Here is a 17,739-nt window from a genome sequence, read left to right on the forward strand (position 1 = left end):
AATGGATTTTTTTATATGCCCGGTTTGCTGCAGTGCTCTTAAAAAGCAGAATAAAAGCTATGTGTGTCCCAATCGGCACACCTTTGATATTTCGCGTGAGGGTTACGTAAATCTTTTGCCGTCGGGAAAGGCAAATTCCGCTGTGCCCGGGGATAATAAGGAGATGGTTTCTGCGCGAACACTCTTTCTCGAAACGGGTGCTTATAAGCTCTTTGCTGACGGCATTGCCAAAACAGCCTCGGACGTATCTCTTAACGTCTCTCCTGTTATTCTTGACGCCGGATGCGGGCAGGGATACTATGACCGTGTTGTAAAGGACTGTATACCCCAAAGTGAGTTTTACGGACTTGATATTTCAAAATTCGCGGTAAAGTATGCCGCTTCGCATAATAAGGACATAACATATTCCGTTGCAGGTGTGTATGATATGCCTGTTGCAGACAGCAGTGCCGATATAATTCTCAGCATTTTTTCCCCCATAGCCGAAAAGGAGTTTTTGCGCACCTGTGCTTCGGGCGGACATCTTATCATAGCTGTACCGGGACCCAGGCATCTTTTCGGACTCAAAGAAATACTGTATGACAAGCCTTACGAAAACGACATTATTAAAACCGAATACGAGGGCTTCAATTTTGTTGACCGCATCCCCCTGAAATCACAGCTTAACTGTTGCGAAAACAAGGTTATAATGTCGCTTTTTGCCATGACACCATACTACTGGAAAACCGACATTAATGGACATGAAAAGCTTAAAAATACATCAAAGCTCGAAACAGAATTGGAATTTGACATACTGGTTTACAAAAAAAGATAATAGGAGGATTTTTATGCAAAGAATCACAAGATTTTTAACTCTGGTAATATTGATAGTCGCAATGCTGTATGCAGTATGTCTTGTCAGTGCTGCGGATGTAAGCGTTACAACAGCAAAAGCGGAGGACATTATTGTACGCAGTGCCAATAATGATAACCTGGCTTTTGATATCAAGGCTTATAAAGCGAATGAGCAAACGGTATATCTGTTCATGCCTGCAGATGTGGATTTGTCAAAGCTCATTATTACTTTCAATAATGTTTCCAAGGTGCTTGACATGACTACGGAAAAGACCGTGCACCTCGCCGATGGCGAATTTACGCTGTGCGCCATGCAGACAAATCTTCCCGTTATTAACATGACAATTGACGAGTCGCAGGGAACGATCGCAGCTATGAATAAGGACCCTGAGCATGATACTAAGTGTTTCGGTACGTTTTATCTTGATGTCCCTTCCGAATTGGCACAGAAAAACGGATGGCAGGAATACTATACCGATCCCGCTTCTGAAATAAAGGGCCGCGGGAACGCAACATGGTCATTGGATAAGAAAGCATATCAGATAAAGCTGGACAAAAAACAGAGTATTTTGGAAATGGGCAAGGATAAAACCTGGATAATCCTTGCAAATCACGGCGACCGCTCACTTATCAGAAACAAGCTTGCGTATGATTTTGCCAAAGACATGGATATGGAGTTTGCGCTGGACTGTGAGTTTGTGGATGTGTACTTTAACGGTGAGTACCAAGGTAACTACCTTCTCACCGAAAAGGTAGAGTTGGGCAAAGAGCGAGTTAATATTTACGACCTTGAAGAAAAGGACGAAAATCCGGATGCCGACCGTGTTACCGGCGGATATCTCATAGAGTACGACCGACTTGCGGAAAGCGAAATTACCTGGACGGTCGGTCCTGAAACGGGACGCCTTATTACCATTAAAAGCCCCGAAGAGGCAAATGACGAGCAAAGAGCATATATAACCGGCTTTATTGGCAACATGGAAAAATCCATATATGCCGATGACGGAAAAAGTCCCGAAGGCAAGCATTACAGCGAATATATGGATGTGGATTCCTTTATAAAGCTGTATTGGATAAATGAAATATTCAAAAACGGCGACTTTTTCTACGGAAGTACATTTATGTATAAAGATGTCGGCGAAAATGAAAAGCTTTACAGCGGCCCCGCATGGGATTTTGACATAACTCTTGCAAACGCCTGTTCCAATGCCGGTGCCGGAACACCTGCACGACAGGCAAACCTTGCAAGCCCCATCGGATGGTGGGTAAGAACAGTAGCGGATGGCTTTACAAAACGTCTTTTCGCACATGAGGATTTCAGACTTCGCAATAAAGAAATATACGATACCATTGTAAGAGAACTTCTTCTCAACATGTCTCAGCGCGCAGATGAATATGCTGAATATATCCGTAAAAGTGCCGATATGAATTTCGTTCGTTGGAATGTGCTGTTGCAGGATCATCAATGGGAAACTCCTAACAAGTCGGTGACATATGACGGCGAAATTGATTTTGTAAAGACATATCTTTCCAGACGCGCCGAATGGATAGATAAGACCATGAACAGCGACATGGCAACCAGCGATTTGGGCACAGAGTATAATCCTATTAAAATTTCCACGGCACTTGACCTGAAAAAGATGCGTGACGAAGTGAATGCGGGGGACTGCCAGATGGGCTGTTACTTTCGTCAGACTGCTGATATTGATTTGGCTGGCGAGGAATTTGCTCCGATAGGCATGAACGCCGAGGGCTTTATGGGCAACTATGATGGTTGCGGATACAGTATAAAGAACCTTAAAATAACCACTGAATCCGTTAATGACAGTACCGTGTCTGCGGGGCTGTTTGCCAGAGTGTCAGGCGGAGAGATTAAGAACGTAAATATCATAAGCGGTGTTATAGATGTTGTTGCCTGTGATGTGGGTTCTGTTGCGGGACGTATGAACGGCGCGAAGATTTATAACTGCACGAACAGTGCCGATGTTACCAACAGAGCCGATTCCAATCTTCAGATGGTGGGCGGAATAGTCGGCCATATGGTGAGCGGAACACAGAATTATCTGGTCAACTGTATAAATTACGGAAATGTAAATGCTCCCAATGCCATATTTGCATCTTGCCGTGGAGTGGGTGGTATTATAGGACACGCTTCAACCGGAGCAGTAGCAGTAGCGGTTGTGAATTACGGTGAAGTAACTTGTTCTTTTGCCCCCGACGGATTTGTAGGCGCTGTTATAGGTGAGCTTTCCGGAAGACGTACACGCATTACACACGCATACTGGCTTAGCCGAGAGGGCGACAGAGTCGGTGGTCAGGGACAGCAACAGCGAACCCAGACCGAGGGTGGACGCAATATGAACGTCTTCAGTGGCAGCGCGTTGGATGCAAAGGTGCTTAACAGCAAGGAATTTGCACATGAAATGAATTTGCAGCTTATATCAATTTCCAGAACCGGCGGATTGGATTACCGCCTGTTGAAAATGTGGGAGACGGGAACAAACGCTATAAAGCTGACTGATGATTTTGCAACGTTGGATACGCTTCCGAAGTATAAGCCGGAGTGGATAATGTCAAACAGAAGCACCGCAAACAAGTGGATAAGAAATACAAGCGGTGCCAAAGCGCAGTACGAAGAAAAATACATTACCATGGCTCCTGAGAATAATGACCCGATAACTTTTGTAAGCCTTGATATAAATGAGCGCTTTTTGGCAGAGGAGTATCCTTTTGTTGCTGTAAAGATGAGAGTTGTTTCAACGGTTGATGAGGGCGGATTTTTCTTTGGAACTGACGAATTCCCCGGACCCGTAGCAGAGGCGTATTCTCAGTTTGAGGTTTATAATGACGGCAGATGGCATGATTACATCATTGACATGTCGCAGTATGAGCATGACAGATGGCACGGCACGGTAAATGTATTTCGCCTTGACCCAATTAACGGTGAAGACACCGAAGCTAAGATAACCATAGAGCGTATCGGAATTTTCAAGACACAACAGGAAGCACAAGCTTTTCTGGATGAAAGTGACATGATAAGCCAGGTTCTAAGGGCTGAAAATCAGACTGTATATCTTTCCGAGAATGCATTCCTGACAAAAGGAAATAAAAAAGGCTTCACCATGAAGGACGCTTCTCTTCCCGATGCATCGCAAAAACACGAAAAAGCACAGATAGTTGTTATGTATATGGATAACGGCGGAAATGAAAGTGTTGTTCCCATGTGCTATACAGATGATAATGCATATACCAGTTATGTTGCCAACAAGCCCGGAAACTACAAGCTGGCATATAGTCACAAGGAATATGATGACATAAGCGGTCACTGGGGCGAAGAGTATGTTGATTTCACATCGGCACGCGGTTTGTTTGGCGGCACTTCGCCAACTGAGTTTTCGCCCGACGAAATAATGACACGCGGAATGTTTGTGACTGTTTTGGGCAGAATGCACGGTGTTGACAGCTGGGCGTATGCTGATGGTCTTGTTCCGTTTGATGATGTCAAACTCGATGAATATTACACACCGTATGTAAGATGGGCTGCAGAAAACGGAATTCTTAACACACTTTCCGAGCGTAGCTTTTATGCCGATGAGCCTATTACGAGAAAAGATATGGTAGTAATGATTTATCGTTACATAAACCGCTATTCATACGGTATTAAACGCGTCGTAAAGGCGATTGAATTTAATGATATTTCTGTCGTTGAGCCGGAAGCACAGCTTGCAATACAAATTGCACAGCGTTGCGGTCTGGTTAACGGAAAGGGCGCAAGCCGTTTCGACCCGCTTGGAAGCTCTACGCGTGCAGAGGTTTCTACTGTAATGACAAGATTGATAAAAGCAATTCTTATGGTAGAATAAAGCATACTGCAAAGCCTGACGTATAAAAAACATCCGATATGGATTTCCATATCGGATGTTTTTATATTTTAAGAATTCTTTGTGCGTTTTTCGCTTCTATCATACTTATCGTATCACAGTCCAGACCGCAGTCACGTAAAGCCTTCAGATCATCTCCTGCATTGCTCCAGGGCGAGTCCGAGGCAAACAGTATTTTGTCCGCACCGTGCTTGGAAACTATTTTTTTGAACATTTCTTTACCGTAATACTCAAAGCCCATGGAAGTGTCCAGGTATATATTCTTACCGCACAGGTTGTCAAATACATCATCCCACTGTGCATGACCGCCCAGATGTGCCGCCACAATTATGCCTCCGCACATTTGGTCGGCAACGTTTGCAAATTGTTTCGGACTGCTTTTGTATGGTGCGGGCATTCCGTAATCCGCTCCTGCGTGATGAAGAATAATAAGCCCCCTTGAAAGTGCATAGTCGTAAATCCTGAGCATCTCGGGTGCATCCAGTATGAAATTCTGATATTCTGCATGGAATTTTAAGCCTTTAAGTCCGAGAGAACATACAAAATCGATATCCTGTTTGTAATTATCGGTGCTTGGGTAAATACTGCCCAGGGAAATGATTCGTTGTGAAGTTATACTTACGGCCCATTCGTTGAGGGTTTTAGTCTGGCTGGGCTTTGTGACGATGGGGGCTACCACGGATTTGTCAATACCCCATTCGTCCATACGTGCAATCAGATCGGATACAGTACCATTATGGACGGGCTTGAGATCAATGGTGAGATTAGATGTCAATACACCGATTGCTTTTTGTGCCAGCATATCCGGAAAGGCATGTGTGTGAAAATCAATAGTCATGCTTCCTCCAAAAAAGTGTATCCGGCGCTATTGCACGCCGGATACAACTTAAATGTTGTTATTTCAATGTTGTGGGAGAAATCAGTTCATATTCCGGTGCATACTCGACTTCCATTGCGTCAAAGGTTGCTTCGAGTCTTTCTGTGAAGTCTGCAGAGTAGATTTCGCTCATATATTGCTGAGCATTTTCAACGATGTAATCAGCTTCAAGAGGCATTCTCTTGATGATGTGATAACCGTAAGAGGTTTCAACAATACCGCTTACAGCGCCTTCCTCGAGAGCAAATGAAGCTTCTTCATACTCGGGAACCATAGTTCCTGCGACGAAGTAGTAACCGTCTTCACCGTAAACATCCATTCCCGGGTCATCATTGTATTCTTCAACCATTTTCATGAAGTCTTCACCGTTGTTAATCTTTGCGAGAACCTCTTCAGCTTCCGCTTTTGCGGCAGCCTTTCCGGCTTCAACAGCGGCAGCTTTTTCCTCGTCTGTACCTTCGGTAGGTGCATCGGGGAATTTAACGAGAAGCTGCTGGGTTCTTATATAACCGGCATCCTTAACAGCCTGAAGCATTTCATCGGGTGTATAACCCAGAGGAGCTCCTTCGTCAAAGTACAGGTGGTTGAAAATTTTGTTTGCAATGGAGTAGAGGCTCATGGTGTATCGGTAAAGTGCATCGGTGAAGAAGGAATCTTCAAGAGCCTGCTCGTAAGTATAAGTACTTCCTTCAACGTTCATACTGTCGATTGTCTGCTGAACTGAAGTGGCAATTTCATCTTTTTCTTCTTCGGTAAGAGGCAGATTAAACTTAACTGCCATAAGCTGATATGCTGTGGTTTGCTTGAAGTAACTGAGCACCTCATCCTTGAGAGAAGCTATGTCCTCTTCGGTCAGACGGTTTTCTTCAGCCGCTTCTTCGGTCCAAAGTGCATCATCTCCGCCGTCAAGAGAAGCCTTGATGTTGAGGTAGGGATATCTGTATTCCTCGATGGTGACGGGGACACCGTTGATTTTCAGCACATATTCGGGAACAACTTTTTCACCGTTGTTGTCGATGTAACCGGTCTGCTCGCCTTGAGGAACAAAGTAAGTAACCTGCTCGAGGTCTATACCGGAAAGGTCGAAAGGCTCTGCTTCGGAGGTTTTATCCTCATTGGTTGCTTCACCGTTCTGAGTTGCATCGGGTTGTTCGTCAACGGGCGGTGTGGTGTTATTGCATGCGGTGAATGCACACATGATCATAACGGTACACAAAAGTACAGCCGCCAGTGTAATAAGCTTTTTCATAATTTTCTCCGTTCTTTTAATAATTTTGGCAAGTCTGTAAAACACTTACCCTACTATTGTATCATACTATTTGCATTATATTATGTACGAAGTTTAAAGATTTATATATAGAAAAGTAGGGTGGTAAACCCTACTTTTCCGCAAATATTAATCAGTTGTTTTTCATTGCGATGGCCTTTTTAGCCTTGTCGGCGATATCAGCCGCGGTAAGACCGTAAATCTTGAGCAGTTCTTCTGCAGGACCGGATTTACCGAATGTGTCCTGAATACCTACTTTGAGCACGGGTACGGGCTTTTCTTCGCAAAGTGCTTCGCAAACAGCACTACCCAGACCGCCCACAACGCTGTGTTCTTCGGCAGTAACGATAGCACCGGTTTCCTTAGCGGCTTTAATAAGAATGTCCTTATCAATAGGCTTGATGGTTGCTATGTTGATAACTCTTGCGCTGATACCTTCAGCCGCCAGCATCTTAGCCGCTTCAATAGCCTGAGCAACCATAATACCGGTTGCAACAAGAGTAACATCCTTACCGTCGCTTATCATATCACCCTTGCCGATTTCAAACTTGAAGGTGTCGGTGTCGTAAATTACAGGTACGCTGAGACGTCCGAATCTGAGGTAAACGGGACCGTCAAACTCAATAGCTGCCTTAACAGCCGCGCGTGCTTCGGTAGCATCTGCGGGGGTGAGAACTACCATTCCGGGGATAACTCTCATGAGAGCGAGGTCCTCGTTGCACTGATGTGTTGCGCCGTCTTCGCCAACGGTAATACCTGCATGGGTAGCACCTATTTTAACGTTGAGGTGAGGGTAGCCGATGGAGTTGCGGATAGGCTCAAATGCACGGCCTGCCGCGAACATTGCAAAAGAACTTGCAAAGGGGATTTTTCCGGTGGTTGCAAGACCTGCCGCAACAGAGATCATATCGCCTTCAGCAATACCGCAGTTGAAGAATCTCTCGGGGTACTTTTTGATGAAGGTGGCAGTTTTGGTGGACTTGGAAAGGTCAGCGTCCAGAACTACGATTCTTTCGTCGCAGCCGAACTCAGCCAGAGCGTTACCATATGCTTCACGGGTAGCAATTTTTTTACCGATTTCGTATATACTCATTGTTGTGATACTCCTTTAATCTAAAAATATTACAGATTTGCGTTTGCAGCGGTGATTTCGGCAATGGCCTGCTCGTACTGTTCCTTGTTGGGAGCGGTACCGTGCCAGGAAGCTTCGTTTTCCATGAAGGAAACGCCCTTACCCTTGATACATTTTGCAATGATTACGGTGGGCTTATCACTGGTTTCGGAAGCCTTGACTGCACTTTCTATTTCGTTGAAATCGTGACCGTTGATAACGATTACGTTCCAGCCAAACGCCTTGTATTTTTCGTCTAAGGGAGTAGGATTCATAACCTTGGTTATGTCGCCGTCAATCTGAAGACCGTTGAAGTCAACAAACGCGCAGAGATTATTCAGCTTATAGTGAGCCGCAAACATTGCAGCCTCCCAAACCTGACCTTCTTCCTGCTCGCCGTCGCCCATGATTGCGAATACTTTATAATTCTTGTTGGAAATCTTTGCTGAAAGAGCCATACCGCAGGCAGCGGAAATACCCAGACCGAGAGAACCGGTAGACATGTCAACGCCGGGAACCCCCTTCATATCGGGGTGACCCTGCAGAATGCTGTCGGAATGTCTGAAGGTTTTGAGAAGCTCGGTGGAGAAGAAACCTCTGTTAGCCAGAGTAGCATAAAGTGCGGGAGCAGTGTGACCCTTGGACAGTACGAAACGGTCACGGTCTTCCCATTTGGGATTTTTGGGATCAATATTCATCTTTTCAAAGAAAAGATAAGCCATAATGTCAGCTATGGAGATTGAGCCGCCCGGATGACCGGAATTTGCGCTGTAAACGCACTCAAGTGCACCCATTCTGATATTGTTGGCAATTTTTTGTAATTCTTTAACTCTTGCCTCTTGCATGTTGTAAATCCTCCTGAAAATGTTTTATATTATATTTTTTTTGCTCGAAATTAAAGTCTGCCGATAAGATCGGCAAGCGCTCCTTCGTTGTTGGAGCAAACTATTATATCGGATATATCTTTTATAATATCCAATGAGTTGGACGGGCATACGGCGACATCCGCCGATTTCAGCATATCGTAGTCGTTTTCGTAATCACCCACGGCATATACTTTTGCATCAGGCAGTTCAAGCACCTTTTTAAGCTTTGCCAGTGCTTTGCCCTTGGTTGCATCCTTGTGCATGAATTCCACAAGGGTAGGGGCGGTGACTACGATTGAAAAACCGTATTCATTTATGCTTTCGGCAAATTCCCTGATTTTTTGAATGCTTTCCGCGGGTGCAGAAAATACCGCTTTGTAAAGCTTCATTTCAAAAAGCTTTTCCTTTGGTAATTCGGGAATACCGTTTCGGTAAACGGGAAGATCGTTTTTTGATACGTTTTCAAGGTTATAAGTAACAAATCCGTTTTCCACATTCCATCTGACACCGATTCCCGGAAATTCATTTTCTACCCGCTGAGCAAATTCTTTTGCCGCTTCGGGGGGCATCACTACCTCTTCTGAACGGATATCAGTGGAAAAATCGTAAAGATACGCACCGTTTGAAAGTATCGCGGGCATATTGTTAAGACTGATGGTATCCGGAATTATCTTTTTAAGAATACTCTCGTTACGTCCGGTGGAAAAGCTGAAATGTCCGCCGTTTTGTGTGAAATATTTTACAGCCTCCACATTGTTTTGTGTCGGCTTGGAATTGTCATCGAAAAATGTACCGTCAAGATCGGTCACAATTATTATGTTATCAAACTTAGCCAAGATATTTTTCCTCAATTATATTGATAAGATGGGCGACAGCACCCTCGTTGTTGCAGCAAACCATGAAGTCAGATGCTTGTTTTACTTTGTCCATTGCGTTTTCGGGACATACTGCATAATCAGCAGCTTCAAGCATCTCAAGGTCGTTTTCATAATCTCCGATTGCAAAAATCTTCGATTGCGGAAAAGATTTTTTGATATATTCAATCGGCCTCGCTTTTGTAGCACCTGCGGGGTCGACTTCAATGTATCCTTCACCACCGGTTGTGCACTGCACATATTCACCGTAAACATTCTGAATGTGATCGCGCATGGAGTCAATAATGCTTTGCGGTCCCACAAAAAATATTTTCTGGACGTCAAGTGTTCCGATTTGCTCATGCTTTATTACATGGGAAAATTCGGGATAAGTTGTTTTGAAGTACTCAAAATTTCCCTTTTCGAATCTTTCGACAGCATAAAATTCATGGATTGTACGAAGCGTAAACGTGACACTGCCCGAAAAAGACATAATATAACGTGAAATGTCACAAACCGCATTTTTGTTTATAAAAATTGTATCAAGCGGTAAATCATTTTTCGCATCGTAAATGCATGAACCGTTATGTATACCGAGTGGGGCGGTAACCAGATGCATTATTTCGGGAAAGCGCAGAGCAACGGTGGTATAACCACGTCCCGTGTTAAATGTAAAACGTCCGCCGTTTTTGTTAAAGTACTCAATGGCTGACACATTTTCGAAAATAATCCTTGAATCATTCCCGAGAAAAGTCCCGTCCATGTCGGAGGCAATAACAATGTTATCAAATTTACCCAATGTATTTCTCCTCGATTATGCGGATAAGATCAGCAACAGCACCTTTGTCATGGTGGCAAACATGGATTTGTGCGACTTCTTTTACTTTGTCCATTGCGTTGTCCGGGCATGCACCGAAATCCGCAGTTTTTATCATGTCAATATCGTTTTCATAATCGCCAATGGCAAAAAACTTTGCATTCTCCAAGCCCTCGAGCTTTCTGAGATGTGGTATAACTATTGACTTTTTAACTCCCTTTGGCATTATTTCTATGTACCCGGAGCCTGCAGAAGTACATTCAACTGTGTCTGAAAAAGTGTTTTCGATATATTCACGCACGGAAGCTATTTTTTCCGTATTACCTGAAAATACGATTTTGTTTACAGAGCGTTTTGTTGCCTCATCAACAGTGAGCGCAAAGCAACGTTCGGGCCAACGCTTTGCAAATATATCAAAATCACCGGAGCTTCTTCCGTCTATTTTAAGAAAAGAAAAAGCACAGCGGAATGTAAAATCAATACTTTCGGGCAATGTCAGAAGGTATTCGGTGACATCATTTACTGCTTTTGGCACTATGCAAATTTCGTCAAAAATTTCTTGTTTTTGTGTGTCAAACAAATAGCATCCGTTGTGAAAGCCTATCGGGGCATTTACGGCGTCGACAGCACCATCCAACGATGCAACGGCAGGATGGTTACGTCCCGTCACAAATGTGAATTTTCCGCCGTTTTGACGGAAATATTCAATAGCCTTCATGTTTTCGGGCACAATCCTTGATTTTGAAGCCAAGAAAGTTCCGTCCATATCGGAAACGATAACAATGTTACTGAATTTTGCCACTTGGCATACCTCTGAGCTTTTCCAGAAATTTAGTAAAATAGTCGGGCAACTTACCGCTGAAAAACAGCTCTTGCTTTGTTATGGGATGGACAAAGCCTATTTCTTTAGCGTAAAGAAGCTGACCGTTGAACTTGTTTTTGTCTTTCTTCACAAAAGACGATGCGTAAACATCGTCACCTACAACGGGGTGACCAAGATAATTCGTATGAACTCTTATCTGATGTGTACGACCTGTTTCCAGTGTCAGCTCCGTGTAAGTGTAATTGTCGAAACGCTCCAGCACTCTGTAATGGGTTACGGCGTTTCGCACACCTTGTTTTTCCTTGTCATATACTGCCATTTTCTTTCGGTCGCTTGGGTGGCGCCCGATTGGCATATCCACCGTTCCGCTGTCGCTTTTCAGCCGGCCGTAAAGTATAGCGTGATAGCGTCTGACAAAGGAATGAACTTTTATTTGTTCCGCAAGGCCCTCATGAGAAGCATCGTTTTTGGCTATAATCAGAAGTCCTGCGGTGTTTTTGTCAATTCTGTGAACTATTCCCGGGCGTATTTTGCCGTTTATTCCGGAAAGGGAATCTTTGCAATGATGCAACAGAGCGTTTACAAGTGTACCGCTGTAATTGCCGGCAGCGGGATGTACTACCATACCCTGCGGCTTGTCTACCACCAATAAATCGTTATCTTCGTATACAATATTAAGCGGTAAATCCTCCGCAACCGTGTCTATTGCCACGGGGGCATCAATCTGCAGATATACGGCATCACCGGAATTCAGGATAAGATTCTTTTTAGCCGGTTTGCCGTTTACTGTAATCTTTTCGTTTTCACACATCTGTGCGGCATGTGAACGCGTCATTTCGGCGTTTTTCGCCAAGAACATATCAAGGCGTATGCCGTTTTCACTGCATGTTATCAGTTTTTCCATCGGCACTGTCCTTGCTTTTTTTGCTTTTTTCTTGTGAAATAATATCGGTTATCAGCCAAAGTACCAGCAAAACGGCACCTACCGTCACGGCACAGTCGGCAACATTGAATACCGGAAAATCGATGAGCTTGAAATATATAAAATCCACCACTGCACCGTCAGTGTAAAACAATCTGTCTATCATATTCCCGATGCCGCCACCGATAATCATGGCAAGCGAGATTCTGAAAAGCCTACCGCTTTCTTTGGAACAGAAAAGACAAACCAGCATGAGAATAATGGCGACTGCGGATACTGTCATAAATATCCATCGGCTGTCAGCCAGCATTCCCCATGCCGCACCGCGGTTTCGTACAAAGTGGAATTCCAGTATACCGTCTATAATGGGATAACTGCGAATAGGGGCGAGCAGAGTCAACGCCCAATATTTGGTTATCTGATCGGCTGCTACCACCAAAATTATAATAAATAACGCTAACATCTGCTCTCCCTGAAATTCAAATTAATTAACCGTTTATGATATCACGGCAACGGTGGCAAATAGCCTGACCTGCCTCGTCGGTGTCATACTCGGTGACGTACATCCAGCAACGTGCGCACTTCTCGCCGTCTGCGGGAGCGACCTTTACGGCTATACCGCTGTCGGTTTCGTTGAATGCATCTGCAGGCGCCGCATCGTATGAAAGCTCAACCTGAGAAACAATAAATACAGTGGCAAGCATATCCTTGAAGCTTTCAAACTGCGCCATAACATCGCTGCCCTTTTCACCGTAAACGGTGATTTTCGCCTCAAGAGATTTACCGATAACCTTTTCGGCACGCGCTTTTTCAAGTGCTTTCATAACATCGTCGCGGAAATCAAAGAGGTGATTGTATTTTTCCTCAACAGCCGCGTTTACATACAAGGGGTTTACGCACGGCATATCGTTGAAGAATACACTTGCGGTATCTTCATCGGCGGTATGAGCCATGTGTGTCCAGGTTTCCTCGGCGGTGAAGGAAAGGATAGGAGCGATAAGGCGGGTAAGAGAGTTTGCAATAATATACATTGCGGTCTGCGCCGAACGGCGTGCGAGAGATTTTGCATTTTCGACATAAACTCTGTCTTTTGTAATGTCAATATAAAGCTTTGACATGTCGATTGTACAGAAATTATGAATGTCGTGATAGATATAATGGAAAGTATAGCTGTCATATGCAGCACGTACACGTTCAACGAGACCATTGAGACGGGAAAGAGCCCACTTATCTATTTCCACCATATCTTCGTACTTAACTGCATCAACGTTGGGGTCAAAAGCATTTTCGCCTTCACCTACGTTGGCAAGGAGTATTCTGATGGTATTTCTTATCTTTCTGTATATTTCGGAAAGCTGTTTGAGAATATCCTTGGAAATTCGCTGGTCGCCTGTTATATCAACGCTGGAAACCCACAGACGCAGAACATCCGCACCGTATTCTTTGGTAACCTGCAGAGGGTCAATACCGTTGCCCAGTGACTTGGACATCTTTTTACCTTCGCCGTCCACTGTCATACCGTGGGTTATAACACCCTTGTAAGGAGCCACACCGCGTGTAGCAACGGAGGTGAGAAGGGAGGACTGGAACCATCCGCGGTACTGGTCGTTTCCTTCAATATATAAGTCCGCAGGGAATGCATGATTTTCTCTTTCCAGAACAGAAGCATAGGAAGAACCGGAGTCGAACCATACGTCCATTATATCGGTTTCCTTTTCAAGCTCGTGGCATCCGCATTCGCACGCGCAAAGCTCACCCAGGATTTCTTTTGCACTGTACTTGTACCATGCGTCCGAGCCTTCTTTTCTGAACAGGTCTGCAACGGCTTTTATGGTTGCCTTGGAAATTATGGGCTTGTGGCAGTCCGCACAGTAGAATATCGGAATCGGCACACCCCAGATACGCTGACGCGAGATACACCAGTCCGCACGGTCGCGAACCATGTTTTCAATTCTCTGTTCGCCCCAGTCGGGAATCCATTTGACAGATTTGATTGCCGCGAGAGCTTCATCCTTAAAGCCGTCAACAGAACAGAACCACTGCTCGGTAGCACGGTAAATAATAGGACTCTTGCAACGCCAGCAGTGAGGATACTGATGGACGATTTTTTCAACAGCAAGAAGTGCTCCGCTTTCGCGTATATCGTTGAGAATAGCAACATTTGCTTCTGCAACGGGCAAGCCGTTATACTTGCCTGCAAGCTCGTTGAGACGTCCCTTGGAGTCAACGGGAACGATAATATTTTCCTTCAGATTTTTGTATTTGAGGCATACCTGATAGTCCTCAAGACCATGACCGGGCGCAGTATGGACAGAACCCGTACCGCTGTCAAGACTTACGTGGTCGCCTACAATGATGGGGGATACACGGTCAATGAAAGGATGTGCACATTCGATGAACTCGAGGTCGCTTCCCTTAAACTTGGCAAGACACTCACCGTTTTCAAGACCTGCCGCTTTTTCGGTGGAAGCGATAAGCTCGGTTGCGAGTACATAGCACTCGTCGCCGTATTTCATTACGGAATATTCAAAATCGGGTCCTACGCAAATTGCCATATTACCCGGAAGAGTCCAGGTTGTGGTGGTCCAGATTACAAAGTATATCTTTTCACCTTTAAGCTGAGAGAAAACTCCCTTATCATCTGTTACGAGGAATTTTACGTAGATGGAATCGCAGGGGTCATCGCTGTATTCGATTTCAGCTTCCGCCAGAGCGGTTTCGTCATGAGCACACCAGTAAACAGGCTTCATACCCTTGTAGATGTACTTCTTTTCAGCCATTTCACCGAATATTTCTATCTGCTTTGCTTCAAACTCGTTCTGCAGTGTGAGGTAAGGATGATCATAGTCGCCAAGTGAACCAAGACGCAAAAACTGTGTTTTTTGATTATTGACACAGTTTTTTGCAAATTCGGTGCAAAGAGCACGGAATTTGACGGGGTCGGTGGCATTGCGGTTAATGTTGTGCTTCTTTATCATCTGAAGCTCAATAGGCAGACCGTGAGTGTCCCAACCGGGAACATATGGCGCCTTAAAGCCACTCATGTTTTTGTTTTTGATGACAAAGTCTTTTATGATTTTGTTGAGGGCATGACCGATGTGAATATCACCGTTTGCGTAAGGGGGACCGTCATGCAGAACAAACAACGGCTTACCGTCATTTTTCTCCATCAATTTGTCATAAAGCTTTTCTTCTTCCCATTTTTTCTGTATCTCCGGCTCTTTTTGAGGGAGATTGGCACGCATGGGGAAAGAAGTAATCGGTAAATTAAGCGTGCCGGCGTAATCTTTTTTCTCAGATGCCATGTCTATTTGCTCCTATTCGTTGTGAATTATATTATTCCTGGTCATTACTGCCCTTTGAGGCATTGTCGGAAGATTTTGCTTCCGTAAGATCGTAAGAGGATTCGGTATCTATGGAGAGAAGCTGTTTTTTAAGCTCTCCGCCTTCGGGAATGCTGTTTTTTATGGTTTCTATATCAGCGCCTGCGGATTCCTTGAGAAATTTCAACTGCTCTACATACAGATTGAGAACATTTTCACGGAATTCGTCTGCTGAAGCGCGGAGCTTTTCAAGAGCTTCTTTTTCGGCGGCAAGCTTTTTCTCGGTTTCTGAAATTATTTCCTCGCTGCGCTCGCGTATTTTAAGTATAACACCGTCGGCTTTTTCCTGTGACTGTTTGATAATTGTTTCGCCCATCTTCTGAGCCTTGACAAGAGTTTTGCGGATTGCCTCTTCTTCGTCGCTGAGCTGTTCGAGACGCTCGTTTGCCGCAGAAAGCTGTTTGTCAAGCTCCAGATTGGACCTGTAAAGCTCGGTGTACTTTTCGATAATAAAATCAATGTGACTGTCAACTTCTGCGGGATTGTATCCGCGGAAGGACTGAGTGAACTGCTTATTCTTTAATTCATGCGGAGGTATCATAGCATGTTCCTTTCATGTGGATCAAAGATATTTTTTTAGGTTTATGCGTATTTTGTCTTTTTTTGTGAGTCCGCCGTTCTGCTCAAAAATAAACTTTCCCTTTTTGTGCACCGAAAACACATCTCCCGGCTTGAGCGATATATCCGGACGAGTTGCGGTGTTGTGGTTCAAAGTGACCTTACCTTCGGAAATAAGGGAAACCGCACCGCTTCGCGAAGCATGCACGGCTCCTGCCACAACGCTGTCAAGACGTATCGAGGAAACGGTGAATGATATGTTTTCAAACTTTCGCTGTATGTCGGGAACAAAGCCCTCCGGCATCAACGTGCATTTGACGGTAGCACGACCTATTTTAGAAACGGCACCGCACAGATATTGTGCCATATTATCTTCATCGTATATGGCGGCAAAAGCGGTTTTATCATCAGTGAGAACTATATCCCCCAATATTTCACGCTTGACACCGCACCCCAGAATAGCTCCCATGCAATCACGATGCGAGAGGGAAGAAAACTTGTCGGCAGTAAACTTTAAAAAGGATATAGGGAAATTTTCCCGGTTTGGAGTGTCGGGAAAAATGCCGAGGCATTTGCGCTCGGCATCATTGTATCCGCCCCAAAACATATAATCATGAAATGCAAGTGATTTCAAAACTTCGGTAATTTCACACTGCTCTTTTTCATCGCAAAAACCCAGCGTGAAACTCATATACCGCTCGCGTGCGTTGTAGACGGCATCAGATATTCTGTTGGCAAGTAAACTGTTTTCCATATGCAATCAGATGACAGGCAACAAAGAACGTATGATAATGATTATAAAGAATGTTACCATGAATGAGGTGTCAATTGGCAGTCCCTGCATGATATTGAAGCGCTCCATAAATGATCTTACGGGTGTAATAATGGGCTCCGTGACAGAATATATGAAATTGACAACGGCATTATCACCCATAGTGGGGATCCAGGAAAGAACTGCGCGTAACATCATCAGAAATTGAACCGCATCCAGTAAAAGCCGCAGGGTTCTGACAAGTGTGGCAATGATATCGTACATAGTGCGGTATTACTCTGCTATGTACTTATATAGCCTCGTGGTCAGAGGTTTCCGCAATGTTTTCTCCGGAAATTGAAACATTGGATGGTGTGATAACAAAGGTGCTGTTGGCAACCTTTTTAAGCTTGCCGTTTACGGCATAAGCAACACCGTTCAAAAAGTCCAGAAGACGTCTTGCAGTCTCCTTGTTGGTTGCTTCAAGATTGAGAAGCACGGTGTTCTTGTTGATAAGATAATCAGCAATCTGAGTGACGCTGTTGTCCAGCTTTTCGGGACGGATAACCTTCATTTCGATGGAAGTTCCGCTGGTCATGTTAACCTTAGAGGTCTCGATTTCTTCGGCACCGCCTACCTGAGTGCGCTCGAATGCGTGGTTTGCGGCAGGAGGGGTGAATTCGTCTGTATCGTAGGGGTTTCTCTCGTCGATTATTTCGTCATCTACATCGCTGTCATCATTGTCGGTGAATAAAAGATTTTTGATTTTGTCGAATGCGCTCATGGTAATATACC

16 protein-coding genes are annotated in these 17,739 nt (G+C 44.5%); 2 read left to right on the forward strand and 14 right to left on the reverse strand.

Annotated elements, in window-relative coordinates:
* Position 1 precedes the first annotated feature (1 nt).
* Both E7588_07070 and E7588_07075 read left to right on the forward strand, forming a co-directional pair.
* A complete protein-coding gene (locus E7588_07070; GenBank protein ID MBE6689020.1) occupies positions 2–814 on the forward strand; it encodes a methyltransferase domain-containing protein in 813 nt (270 codons plus the stop codon).
* Positions 735–4,697: a hypothetical protein gene (locus E7588_07075; GenBank protein ID MBE6689021.1), complete on the forward strand. Its 3,963-nt coding sequence runs from the start codon at positions 735–737 to the stop codon at positions 4,695–4,697. Before E7588_07070 ends, E7588_07075 begins: the two co-directional genes overlap by 80 nt.
* Before the next feature lie 61 nt (positions 4,698–4,758).
* On the opposite strand, the gene E7588_07080 is transcribed toward E7588_07075, so the two are convergent.
* The 14 genes from E7588_07080 to E7588_07145 form a co-directional block, all read right to left on the reverse strand.
* A complete protein-coding gene (locus E7588_07080; protein MBE6689022.1) occupies positions 4,759–5,553 on the reverse strand; it encodes an amidohydrolase in 795 nt (264 codons plus the stop codon).
* Positions 5,554–5,611: 58 nt separating this feature from the next.
* Positions 5,612–6,841: a hypothetical protein gene (locus tag E7588_07085; protein MBE6689023.1), complete on the reverse strand. Its 1,230-nt coding sequence runs from the start codon at positions 6,839–6,841 to the stop codon at positions 5,612–5,614.
* Positions 6,842–6,992: 151 nt separating this feature from the next.
* Positions 6,993–7,952, reverse strand: a complete 960-nt coding sequence (locus E7588_07090; GenBank protein ID MBE6689024.1) for a transketolase family protein — start codon at positions 7,950–7,952, stop codon at positions 6,993–6,995.
* A 29-nt stretch (positions 7,953–7,981) separates the two neighbouring features.
* Positions 7,982–8,815 (reverse strand): transketolase, encoded by an 834-nt coding sequence (locus E7588_07095; protein MBE6689025.1) that lies wholly within the window; start codon positions 8,813–8,815, stop codon positions 7,982–7,984.
* A 50-nt stretch (positions 8,816–8,865) separates the two neighbouring features.
* Positions 8,866–9,687: an HAD-IIB family hydrolase gene (locus E7588_07100; GenBank protein ID MBE6689026.1), complete on the reverse strand. Its 822-nt coding sequence runs from the start codon at positions 9,685–9,687 to the stop codon at positions 8,866–8,868.
* A complete protein-coding gene (locus tag E7588_07105; protein ID MBE6689027.1) occupies positions 9,665–10,489 on the reverse strand; it encodes an HAD-IIB family hydrolase in 825 nt (274 codons plus the stop codon). Before E7588_07105 ends, E7588_07100 begins: the two co-directional genes overlap by 23 nt.
* On the reverse strand, positions 10,482–11,309 hold the full coding sequence (locus tag E7588_07110; protein ID MBE6689028.1) for a Cof-type HAD-IIB family hydrolase: 828 nt from the start codon (positions 11,307–11,309) through the stop codon (positions 10,482–10,484). The genes E7588_07105 and E7588_07110 overlap by 8 nt, the downstream gene beginning before the upstream one ends.
* On the reverse strand, positions 11,293–12,234 hold the full coding sequence (locus tag E7588_07115) for an RluA family pseudouridine synthase (GenBank protein MBE6689029.1): 942 nt from the start codon (positions 12,232–12,234) through the stop codon (positions 11,293–11,295). Before E7588_07115 ends, E7588_07110 begins: the two co-directional genes overlap by 17 nt.
* Positions 12,209–12,715: a signal peptidase II gene (gene lspA / locus E7588_07120; protein ID MBE6689030.1), complete on the reverse strand. Its 507-nt coding sequence runs from the start codon at positions 12,713–12,715 to the stop codon at positions 12,209–12,211. The genes E7588_07115 and lspA overlap by 26 nt, the downstream gene beginning before the upstream one ends.
* A gap of 25 nt (positions 12,716–12,740) precedes the next feature.
* Positions 12,741–15,557 (reverse strand): isoleucine--tRNA ligase, encoded by a 2,817-nt coding sequence (gene ileS, locus E7588_07125; GenBank protein ID MBE6689031.1) that lies wholly within the window; start codon positions 15,555–15,557, stop codon positions 12,741–12,743.
* Between the two features lie 31 nt (positions 15,558–15,588).
* A complete protein-coding gene (locus E7588_07130) occupies positions 15,589–16,176 on the reverse strand; it encodes a DivIVA domain-containing protein (protein MBE6689032.1) in 588 nt (195 codons plus the stop codon).
* Positions 16,177–16,197: 21 nt separating this feature from the next.
* Complete coding sequence (locus tag E7588_07135) at positions 16,198–16,947, reverse strand: hypothetical protein (protein ID MBE6689033.1); 750 nt, start codon at positions 16,945–16,947, stop codon at positions 16,198–16,200.
* A 6-nt stretch (positions 16,948–16,953) separates the two neighbouring features.
* Complete coding sequence (locus E7588_07140; GenBank protein MBE6689034.1) at positions 16,954–17,229, reverse strand: YggT family protein; 276 nt, start codon at positions 17,227–17,229, stop codon at positions 16,954–16,956.
* 25 nt (positions 17,230–17,254) lie between these two features.
* Entirely contained in the window at positions 17,255–17,728 is a 474-nt protein-coding gene (locus tag E7588_07145) for a cell division protein SepF (GenBank protein ID MBE6689035.1), read from the reverse strand.
* Between the last annotated feature and the right edge of the window lie 11 nt (positions 17,729–17,739).

The sequence above is a fragment of the Oscillospiraceae bacterium genome (assembly GCA_015065085.1).
Taxonomy (GTDB): domain Bacteria; phylum Bacillota; class Clostridia; order Oscillospirales; family SIG627; genus SIG627.